Consider the following 10,394-nt stretch of genomic DNA (forward strand, 5'->3'; position numbering starts at 1 on the left):
TTTCAGCCAACTTCAAGCTCCTCCTTTGACAATTGCGAGTAAGCAATTTCTTGATAGACATTACATGTTTTCATTAGTTCCTGGTGTGTACCAATGCCTACCACTTCGCCCTGATCAAGTACAATGATTCGGTCCGCATCGATAATCGTCCCAATCCGTTGGGCAACAATGATGGAGGTAGCATCTTTTATCTCTTTTTTGAGTTGTGAACGTAACACTCGGTCGGTCTTATAATCTAGCGCCGAAAATGAATCATCGAACAGATAGATTTCAGGATTTTTATAAATGGCACGTGCAATGGATAGCCTTTGTTTCTGCCCACCGGAAATATTTGTTCCTCCCTGGGCGATAGCAGCCTCGTACTGGCCCTCCATCTTTTCCACAAACTCTTTGCCTTGTGCGATATCAACGGCTCTCTTAATTTCTTTGTCTGTCTTTTTTTCATTTTCACCGAACGCAACATTCGATGCAACGCTGCCGCTGAACAAAATGGCTTTCTGGGACACATATCCCAGTTTATTCCTTAATGCTTCCAGAGTGTAGTCTTTTACATCGGCCCCGTCAACGAGCACTACGCCTTCTGATGCTTCCATAAACCGCGGAATCAGGTTCAGAAGCGTGCTTTTTCCGCTGCCTGTTGAGCCGATGATGGCGACTGTTTCACCTTTGTGGGCTTTAAAACTGATATTTTTTAAAACATAGTCTTCTGCATCAGGATATTTAAAGCTCACATTACGGAATTCAACTTCTCCAGAGCTTTTACCTTTTTCGCTATTTTTCGCATTTCCATCTTCAATTTTGACTTCGGTATCTAATACCTCATTAATCCTTTTTGCAGATACGGCTGCGCGCGGCATCATGATAAATACCATCGACAGCATCATAAAGGACATGATGATTTGCATCGCATAGGAGGAGAAGACGACCATGTCGGAAAAACGGGCTAACCGATCCTGCATCGGAGCATTGTTGATGATAACAGCCCCAATCCAATAGATGGCAAGGTTCATACCGGACATCATCAGCCCGATGGACGGGAACAAAATGGCCATCGTCCTGCCGGTAAATAGATTGGTTTTAGTCAAATCATTATTCGCCTGTTCAAATTTTTCTTCCTGATACCCTTCTGCATTGTAGGCACGGACAACCCGTATACCAGACAAATTCTCTCTTGTCACACGGTTCAATTGGTCCGTCAAGGTTTGAATCACTCTAAATTTTGGCAATGCAATAAAGACAACAATGGCGATCAACACACATAGGAAGGCAACTGCAAATCCTGTAGCGGCAGTCCATTCCCACGCCTTACCGGTTATTTTTAAAATGGCCCATACTGCCATAATCGGTGCACGGATGACAATCTGCAATCCCATAATAATTAACATTTGGACTTGCATAATGTCATTTGTGGAACGGGTGATTAGGCTGGCAGTGGAAAAACGACTGATTTCCTCCATCGAGAATGATAATGTTTTATCAAAAACCTTACCGCGCAAACGAACCGAAAAGCCTGCTGCCACTTTTGCTGCCAGGAAAACCGTACACATGGAAACCAGCATACTGCCAACAGCGCATAACAACATGTAACCTCCTTGTACGAGAACGTCGCCTATCTTACTACCTTCTGTCTGCACAAGCTTTGTGATTTCCGTCATAAAATCAGGAATTTTCAAATCAAGCCATACTTGTGTCACGATGAAAACCAGGCTGCATAAAATCAACAGCCAATCTTGTTTCTGAAAATACTTAAAGATTTTCAGCATGCTCTAAAACCCCTCCTCAGGTATATGTTTGTAAAAGTCTGTGTACGAACTATTCCTTAATGGAAGGGCTCATCAAATGATTCCATTTGCCCCATACCATCTTTCTCCATTTTTTCTGTTACTGCCTTCATTAATAAGCGCATGCCCTGCTCAACGGTCCCCTGCTCTTCTGGCGTTAACAGACTTAAAACATCTCTTACTGCCCGTTTCACTGGTTCATTTGAGTGATCTTTTATCAGATTGAGAACTTCTTCACTCACGGAGATAATCACTGACCGTTTATCTTTTGGATTGGGTGTTTTCAATAGAATTCCCTTTGCAGACAATCGTTCAACAATATCTGAAACCGTACTTTGGGTCATTCTAAGATTTTGAGTCAGGTGTTTTATGGTAATCTGTTTGTTAACCAATACTTGTGCAATGACCCTTAACTGAGGAACTGTTAGACCATGCTCCTCTGCATGTTTTTGAATACTTTTTACTAAAAAGCGATGTAAGAAATCAATTGATTCACGAATATAATCGGCCCGATCTTCCAATGGTTACTCTCCCTTCCCAAAAACATCTTGTACGATAAATCGCACCCGATATATCTTATGCGATATATCATATTATCACACGTAACATTTGTCAATGAGCTTCTTCCCATTAAACTAAGAGTCGAAGAAACTTAGTTTTCTAGACAAAATGAAAAAGATGTCCCGTGAATTAGAGACATCTGGAAATAGGAAATACAGACCACATCTTTATTAGAACAGTTATTTGGTTAAAAAATTTATCATACGGCAATGATGAGTTTCAGTACTGAGAACTTTTCATTAATACGTTTGTATCCCATGCGCCTAGTAAATACATCAACCCTAAAGCTCGATCATATAGGCCATACCCTGGGCGGCATACTTCATCCCATATATGCCTGCCATGGTCTGGGCGGATATATCCGTCAAAGCCATTGTCATATAGTGCCTTGATGATTCCGGTAATGGGGACGGAACCGTCTTCGGTTAGATGGGAGGATTCTATAAAACTGCCATCACCAAAATGCTTTACATTTCGGATATGGGCAAACGGAATTCGGCTAGTATACGTGCTTGCAATATCTATTAAATCATTGCTAAGGCTGCCTCCTAATGAACCGGAACAAAATGTTAAACCATTGGAAGGACTGTCTACAGCACTTAAAATACTGTGAATGTCCTGTTTGTTTTTTACAATCCTTGGTAATCCAAAAATAGAAAACGGCGGGTCGTCAGGATGGATCGCCATCTTAATGCCGCATTCTTCAGCTACAGGGCAAATCTCCTTCAAAAAATAGGTCAAGTTGGCAAGTAAATCTTCTTCGGTGACATGTTTATAAAGGTCAAATAGACGTTTTAAATCTTTTAATCTTTCAGGTTCCCAACCGGGAAGCGTTAAATCCTTCGTATTTTCTTCCATATTTTTCACAACCTCTTCAGGTGTAAGGGAAAGGACTTTTTTCGCATCGAAATACAACGCCGTGCTGCCGTCTTCCGCTTCTTTATACAGGTCGGTACGAAACCAATCAAATACAGGCATAAAATTATAGCAAACTACTTTCACGCCATATTGGCTTAAATTTTTCAATGTTTCTTTATAGGCTGCGATATAGTTATCTCTTGAAGGTAATCCTAGTTTGATATCCTCATGAATATTAACGCTTTCGACCACTTCCGTATTCAAGCCATATTGATTTGCTTGGCTGACGACTTCTTCAATCCGTCCAACGGGCCATACTTCACCGGCCGGCACATCATGGAGTGCCCACACGACCCCCTTAACTCCCGGAATCTGGCGAATTTGTTTTAAGGTAATGGTATCATTTCCCTCTCCATACCATCTGAACGTCATCTGCATTTGATAGCCCCCTTTGTATTGTTGGTGAAACCTAACTGAAAGACTCTTATAACTGTAATTATAGTTCCTTTACTTACATTTTCTGAATCAAATAACCGATTAGTTTGTTTAGAAAACCGTTATTTCCCTAAGGTCCTTCTGAAAGCAAGCAGTTTCTGCTTTATTTCAAAATTGATTTGTACTGTTCTGACAATTGTCATTTCCAGTCATTGATGTTATGGAATTGATTATTTGTGATTCACATTAGTCACAAGGTGTGTCCCCCAATATTTGTTTTCCTATATGAAGTATAAGTGTCTGGTTTTGCGCATTTTCCATGTGTTCGGTCGTTTATAAGGGCTATTAACGACTGGTCTCCCCATTTTTCCATGTGTTCAGTTTTTATTAATATGAAATTCGCTATTACTTCTTCAGGTAGTCTTTTAAAAATGTGACTTTCAAAAAGAAGTAAGATGACTCCCTTATTGAGCCATCTTCACTACTTTCTATTCTATTAATCTCTACTTTCTTTTCAGCAAGCATAAAATTTAATCGCAGGGATATACAACTCCCCATTCCGACCGCAATCGATCCATAAGCTTCATTGTTTCAAGCGTTTCTTGAAGCTGCATGACTGGACTTTCTGATAAGCCCATATTGAGGCAGCGCATAACCTCTTCGACCTCATATTCATATCCATTCACCCCGAAAGGGATAGAAATTTCCTTTACACCTTGAGAATGATGAAGTTGAATTACTTTTGCGCAATGAAACGGCGGAAATACTTCAATATAGCCATCGGTCCCGATGACTTTTGCACTCATGGTTCCAAGGCGATCCATTCCAAAGCTCAGTTCTGCCTTCTCACCAGTTTTCCACTCGAAGGTGACAGAATCCGTACCGTCCACTCCTGCCGAAGTCCGTTTACAATCTGAGGTGATGGTATCAGGTGACCTTCCCACCATCCAATTTGCGAAGGTTATTGGATAAATTCCCAAATCTAGAAGGGCCCCTCCTCCGAATTCTGGCAATCGGCGGTTTGAATCGGGTGGAAATACAACAGAGAAATCCGCTTCTATTTTTTTCAACCGTCCAATACTACCTTCATTTATTAAATCCTTTACCTTGTTTAAGATAGGGTTAAACTTCATCCACATTGCTTCCATAAAAAACACATTCTTTTTACGGGCAATCGAAATCAGCTCTTCAGCTTGAACTGCATTTATCGTAAGCGGCTTTTCACACAACACAGCTTTTCCTTTTTCAAGTGCCAGTTTAGCCGGCTCATAATGCTGGGAATGGAGATTAGCAATATAAACTACATCCACAGCAGGGTCATCGACTAACTCCTCATAGGAGCCATAAACTTTTTCAACATGAAATTCCTCCGAAAAGGTTCTTGCCCGATCCAATGAACGTGATGCAATGGCATAAAGCTCCGAACCCTCCGTTCCATTTATCGCTTCTGCCAATTTTTTAGCAATGCTTCCCGGACCAATAATTCCCCATTTCAAAGCATTTTTGAAACCATCCCCATTGTAATGTTGGATACTTGTGATGTGCTCTATTTCTGATCCTTCTATTTTTGCAAGATCCTCCACACATTCTTTCAGTTGCTCTGGTGTAATGCTTAATTGTGGAAACTGTGATATTGCCTTAAGAGTAAATCCCGTTGCTAATTCTATCGTCGTAGTTGAAGTAATACCTGGAAAGTGTTTTTCCAAAATAACCTTGGCATCTTCACTTTTTAATAATTCATCTATTCTAGTATTTTCTGAAAATGACATGTTTCCAACTCCCTCGTTATGTATCCGCTTTAAAAGGAATAAAATCATTTAACTATAAATAAGTATTTAGCCTTGTATATAAATCTATCATACTTAATATAAGTATATATTAGGATTACTTATAAAAAGCACCTATATATATTAAACATCTAATATTTTATGGCTGTTTTATCTGATGTATCAGGGAATTTATTCCTTAATACGCTTCAAATCCTAATATAATGGAAATCAGATCAATTAGTAAAATAAGCAAGAGGTGATCCGGATTGTATTGGACCCCGTTATATGAAAATGATGTACCAGCAGCACCCTTCTGCTCTAATGAGGGAAGGTGACTACATCTCTCCGTTAGGGGCAATATCGACCTAAATAAAAGACGGAGGGAATAAAAATGAAAAACACCGTATTAGGTTCCTTATTTTTAGCATCAGCCTCTAGTATTTGGGGTGGTATGTACGTTGTTGTTAAAATTGTAGTATCGGTCATACCTCCATTGGAACTTGTGTGGATGCGATATGTAGTGGCTCTTGTGGCACTACTCTTGATCGGCTTGATTTCAAGACAAAAATGGCGAATCGATAAACGCCATTTCTTACTCATCATAGCCATTGGAATAATTGGCAACACGATTTCAATTGTGACCCAAGAAACTGACACCATGCTGTCCTCTGCACAAATGGGAACGATAATAACTTCTTCAACGCCAGCTTTTATGGTTATTTTTGATCGGCTTATTCTAAAAGAACGACTAACATTAAAAAATGGACTCTCGGTTTCTTTAGCAACAGTTGGGGTATTGCTGATTGTTGGAGTCGGTCATGTGAATTTATCCAGTAAACTTGGAGGTATTTCACTGCTTATTGCTGCTTTAACATGGGCACTTATGTCTGTACTTTTAAAGCGTGTGCCAAGTGAATATTCACAGATTGTGGTAACAACCTATTCCATCCTGGTAGCGCTAATCGTGCTGACCCCTTTGGTTTTGCCACGGTTACACGCGATTCCGATCTCGCAACTCACTCACCCGACCATTTGGGGAGGAGTATTGTATCTCGGCATTATCTCCACCGCATGTGGATTTCTCCTTTGGAATCGTGGATTACAAATGCTGAACGCCTCAAGTGGAGGGTTATTTTTCTTCTTCCAACCCGTGGTTGGGGCACTCCTCGGATGGCTTATACTTGGCGAGACCCTAGGTGTACCGTTTTGGATAGGCTCTATCCTGATTCTTGCTGGTGTTTTATTCGTTATCTTAGAGAAAAAATAGCATGTAAAAACCCCTTCAACCATACTGAAGGAGTTTTTGTGTATCAGGCATTCATTTCTCACATAAATAATTTTGCCTTTAGTCCACTGCCCAGGATGAAAGAAGGAAAACTTTATAGTATGACCCCAGAAAAATCCCCTTTTAATACTTCTTTTTCATTCTGATTTGTACATAAAAAGGTTGCACGTATAGCTGTTCTATTATTGTCTTGCCTTTCGTATTTTTCAATTTTCACTTTACAAATAATGGTATCCCCTGTAAACACAGGTCTTAAAAACTCAAAATTCATATTACGAGCCAACACGTTATGATCGCCGCCTACTTTTGTTGGCAAGGTTGCTGTTAATAACCCTTGAACAACCAATCTCCCCTGTTCATCCGGGGTTACGTGGTGTACCCCTTCATCACCTGAAACTTCTGTGAATAATTCAACATCTCTTTCTGTAAAAGTTCGTTCAAACGTAATAATATCTCCTAATTTTAATGACATATCAACTTCCCCCTGATGGTTTTATGGTTTATAAATTATATAATAGCATGAACATTTCAACAATTCTGGGCACTATTCAACTATCTATCTTTGAAAAAGAAACTAACACGATCAAGAGCCAATAGTTTTCATTTACTTGCTTCCCGCTTCTTTACCTGAGAAAAACTTGACCTTCCCAATTTCGGCTTTATGTTCTTATTCATCCATTCCTTTTGTGGTGCTTGATAGGGAGTGGAGACAAATTATTGCACACATCAGTCATCGAGTAGGATTTGATAATTACTTTGGTTATTGTTACTTTTATTTTCATTTTGTATTTGACGCCCAATCGTATTACAATGTGTCAACGAATCGTCTATCTCTCCCTATTTAAAATCCATATAGAATCAATTTTTTCTAGACCGTAAACTTCCTTGCCGAACACTGTATTTTCTAAAACGCCTTTAAAAAATTTAATAGCTTTTCCATCCAAAAAATATTATGCTCTGACTGACTAAATGCATGTTCGCTAATAAATTGGACCGCCCGCTGCTGTTTTGCATCCAGTATTTCCTTTGATACTTTGAATTCCTCTTTATAACTTGCCCAACGGTTCTTTTCATGTTTAATCGTTTCCTCAAGGAATAAAGCTGCCTTGGCTGGATCAATATATTTTAAAAGATAAATGGATATGTACAAATCTTCTAACCTAGCGACTTTTTTAAAGCTGTTATATATCTCTTGCTCCAGAAAAAGTCTTCCTTTCTGAGTAATCCCGTACATGGTTTTGTTCGGGCGATTGACGATCTGAATGGTTTCGACTGGTTCAATAAGCCCTTTTTTCTGTAAAGCTTCAAAATTATAGTAAAATTTTCCTTCACTTATTTTTATCGGAATCGCATCTAGTAATTCTTTCTTTAATTGATAGGGATTGCTATTTTCATCAGCCAAACTTCCGAGTATAAATAACGAAAGAGACATAGGAACATTTCCTTTCTATAATCCGTTCTTAATTCCCTTAAATTTTATCATAATAGACATCCTCATACCTCCATCATATTCACGCTCTCCTAAAACCTTTATTTAGTCGATTCAAGAGCAATTCTGACTATTTCTATATTTTTACAGAAGCGTTTAAACAAAATCTGTTAGTACAAATTCCTCTATAAAAATTACTCTGATTAGAGTAATTTGAGATTAGCGATTCATTGCGCAAATTCAATAGAGGAGGAAAATTATGAGTCAAGAAGTTATTCCAATGAACGAAATCACAAATTTCCAATCACGTGCCGAAGAGTTTTTTCCGATTAATTGGTACAAAGAAATGCTTCACCATCATCCCGTTTATTATCATGAAAAAACCAATACATGGAATGTTTTTACATATGATCATGTTAAACAGGTATTAAGTAACTACGAATACTTTTCAAGTCAAGGTCCTAGAACTACCATTTTTGTGGGAGCGAAAGACAAACAAGAAAAAACCTCACCGATTATGAATATTACCCTGTTAGATCCTCCCCAGCACCGCAAAGCACGCTCCTTGCTAGCGGCCGCTTTCACTCCCCGAAGTTTAAAAAACTGGGAGCCGCGCATTCAACAAATTACGACCGAACTAGTGGAATCCATACAAGAAAGTTCTACTGTTAATATTGTGGAAGTCTTGGCAGCACCACTGCCTAGTATGGTCATAACGGATTTATTTGGAGTTCCGGTACAAGATCGCTATCAGTTCAAAAAATGGGTAGACATCCTTTTCCAACCTTATGATAAAGAAAGGCTGGAGGATATTGAACTAGCAAAACAAAAGGCAGCACAAGAATATTTCCAATATCTATATCCAATTGTGGTGCAAAAACGGTCAAACCTTTCCGATGATATTATCTCCGACTTAATCCGGGCTGAAGTGGATGGCGAAAGATTTACCGATGAGCAAATTGTCCAAACCACTATGCTGCTTTTAGGTGCAGGGGTTGAAACAACAAGTCATGCAATTGCCAATACCTTCTATTCCTTGCTCTATGATGACCAGTCTATATATGGAGAACTTAGAAATAATGTCGAATTAGTGCCAAACGCCGTCGAGGAAATGCTCCGCTATCGTTTTCATATGTCCAGGAGAGATCGTACTGTCAAACAGGACAACAATTTATTAGGCGTTGAGTTAAAAAAAGGAGATGTAATGATTGCATGGATGAGTGCATCGAATATGGATGAGAAAATGTTCGAAAATCCTTTCTCTTTAGATATACATCGTTCCAATAATAAAAAACATCTGACTTTCGGAAATGGTCCCCATTTCTGTTTAGGTGCACCCCTTGCACGGTTAGAAATGAAAATAGCACTTGAGACATTTGTACAAAAGTTTTCACGTATTCAGCCGGTAGAAGGGTTTCAACTAGAGGAGAATTTAACGGCTTCAGCGACCGGACAATCTTTAACTTATCTGCCTATGAAGGTCTTTAAGTAGTTTAGAAATGATACGACAAAATGGGTCTGCATTGTGATTTGAATGCAGACCCATTTTAGTGTCTAAAAATCTCTATAATTCTTATATGTTCCATCTATATTCCCTTTCGCTGGTTGTTAATCTCTATTGGAATTACTCCTATATTCCGTACTTTTTCTTTTTATATCCATTTAATAGAGCCAAATTCACCATGCGGATGGCTTTGTAATTTAAATTTCCTATACTCATACTCTAATTTTGAAAGGGACAGCTTATCAAGTTGCGGATCCTCTTTGGTATAGACGTTTAAAAAAATCAATTTATTGATTAGCTTTTGGCGCTTTTTTTCATCGTTATTTCTCATGATAAACACTCCTTCAGTTTTTCAAAGCTTTCCCTTGAATACAATCATTCGATTTAAATATGTTTGATTATTTGTATTATATACCGATAATTCCTATCTGTAAAGTATGGATTAAAATTAAATAAAGGTGAACTGAAGGCTCTACTACAGTATTAATAAGAGAAACGAACCAACATTACCATTCACCGCATCGCCTCTGAAAAGAGAGAATGTCCGATTTTTATAAAGTGGATATTACAAAATAAGAAGGAAGCAAGGAATTTAGTTCATCTTCCCTGCTTCCTTCAATTGTATATAATGCCCCTGCCAAGGAAATACATTGTAACACATCTCCAAGTAGCTTGCCATGTCTATATTCGTAGTGCCACTTTTCTCATTTCCCAACACAAATAGCTATTTGCATTTTTCTTTACTCCGAACCATCGAGTAGGAGGGGGTGAT

9 protein-coding genes are annotated in these 10,394 nt (G+C 38.7%); 2 read left to right on the plus strand and 7 right to left on the minus strand.

Going from position 1 to position 10,394, the window contains the following annotated elements; genetic code table 11:
• Window positions 1-2: 2 nt before the first annotated feature.
• From BN2425_RS18300 to BN2425_RS18315, 4 genes are all read right to left on the minus strand, one after another.
• The gene (locus BN2425_RS18300) at window positions 3-1,763 is read right to left on the minus strand and encodes an ABC transporter ATP-binding protein (protein WP_042462439.1); all 1,761 of its coding nucleotides are present in this window, start codon (window positions 1,761-1,763) and stop codon (window positions 3-5) included.
• A gap of 56 nt (window positions 1,764-1,819) precedes the next feature.
• Entirely contained in the window at window positions 1,820-2,302 is a 483-nt protein-coding gene (locus BN2425_RS18305; protein ID WP_042462442.1) for a MarR family winged helix-turn-helix transcriptional regulator, read from the minus strand.
• Between the two features lie 259 nt (window positions 2,303-2,561).
• Window positions 2,562-3,638 carry a mannonate dehydratase gene (uxuA, locus tag BN2425_RS18310; protein ID WP_042462444.1) on the minus strand — a complete coding sequence of 359 codons (1,077 nt, stop codon included), beginning with the start codon at window positions 3,636-3,638 and terminating at the stop codon, window positions 2,562-2,564.
• Between the two features lie 527 nt (window positions 3,639-4,165).
• A complete protein-coding gene (locus tag BN2425_RS18315; protein ID WP_195891968.1) occupies window positions 4,166-5,404 on the minus strand; it encodes a Gfo/Idh/MocA family protein in 1,239 nt (412 codons plus the stop codon).
• Window positions 5,405-5,795: 391 nt separating this feature from the next.
• On the opposite strand from BN2425_RS18315, the gene BN2425_RS18320 reads away from it, so the two are divergent.
• Window positions 5,796-6,671 (plus strand): DMT family transporter, encoded by an 876-nt coding sequence (locus BN2425_RS18320; RefSeq protein WP_042462447.1) that lies wholly within the window; start codon window positions 5,796-5,798, stop codon window positions 6,669-6,671.
• A 112-nt stretch (window positions 6,672-6,783) separates the two neighbouring features.
• On the opposite strand, the gene BN2425_RS18325 is transcribed toward BN2425_RS18320, so the two are convergent.
• Together BN2425_RS18325 and BN2425_RS18330 are read right to left on the minus strand one after the other, a co-directional pair.
• Window positions 6,784-7,161 (minus strand): hotdog domain-containing protein, encoded by a 378-nt coding sequence (locus tag BN2425_RS18325; RefSeq protein WP_042462449.1) that lies wholly within the window; start codon window positions 7,159-7,161, stop codon window positions 6,784-6,786.
• Window positions 7,162-7,593: 432 nt separating this feature from the next.
• Entirely contained in the window at window positions 7,594-8,121 is a 528-nt protein-coding gene (locus BN2425_RS18330; RefSeq protein ID WP_042462451.1) for a PadR family transcriptional regulator, read from the minus strand.
• A gap of 256 nt (window positions 8,122-8,377) precedes the next feature.
• Here BN2425_RS18330 and BN2425_RS18335 point away from each other — a divergent pair, with 256 nt between their 5' ends.
• Window positions 8,378-9,610, plus strand: coding sequence for a cytochrome P450 (locus tag BN2425_RS18335; protein ID WP_042462452.1), 1,233 nt, complete (start codon window positions 8,378-8,380; stop codon window positions 9,608-9,610).
• 160 nt (window positions 9,611-9,770) lie between these two features.
• Here the strand turns inward: BN2425_RS18335 and BN2425_RS18340 are convergent, their stop codons facing one another.
• Entirely contained in the window at window positions 9,771-9,953 is a 183-nt protein-coding gene (locus BN2425_RS18340) for a Fur-regulated basic protein FbpA (RefSeq protein ID WP_042462455.1), read from the minus strand.
• Window positions 9,954-10,394: the final 441 nt, after the last annotated feature.

The sequence above is a fragment of the Neobacillus dielmonensis genome (assembly GCF_000612665.1).
GTDB classification, from domain to species: domain Bacteria; phylum Bacillota; class Bacilli; order Bacillales; family Cytobacillaceae; genus Neobacillus; species Neobacillus dielmonensis.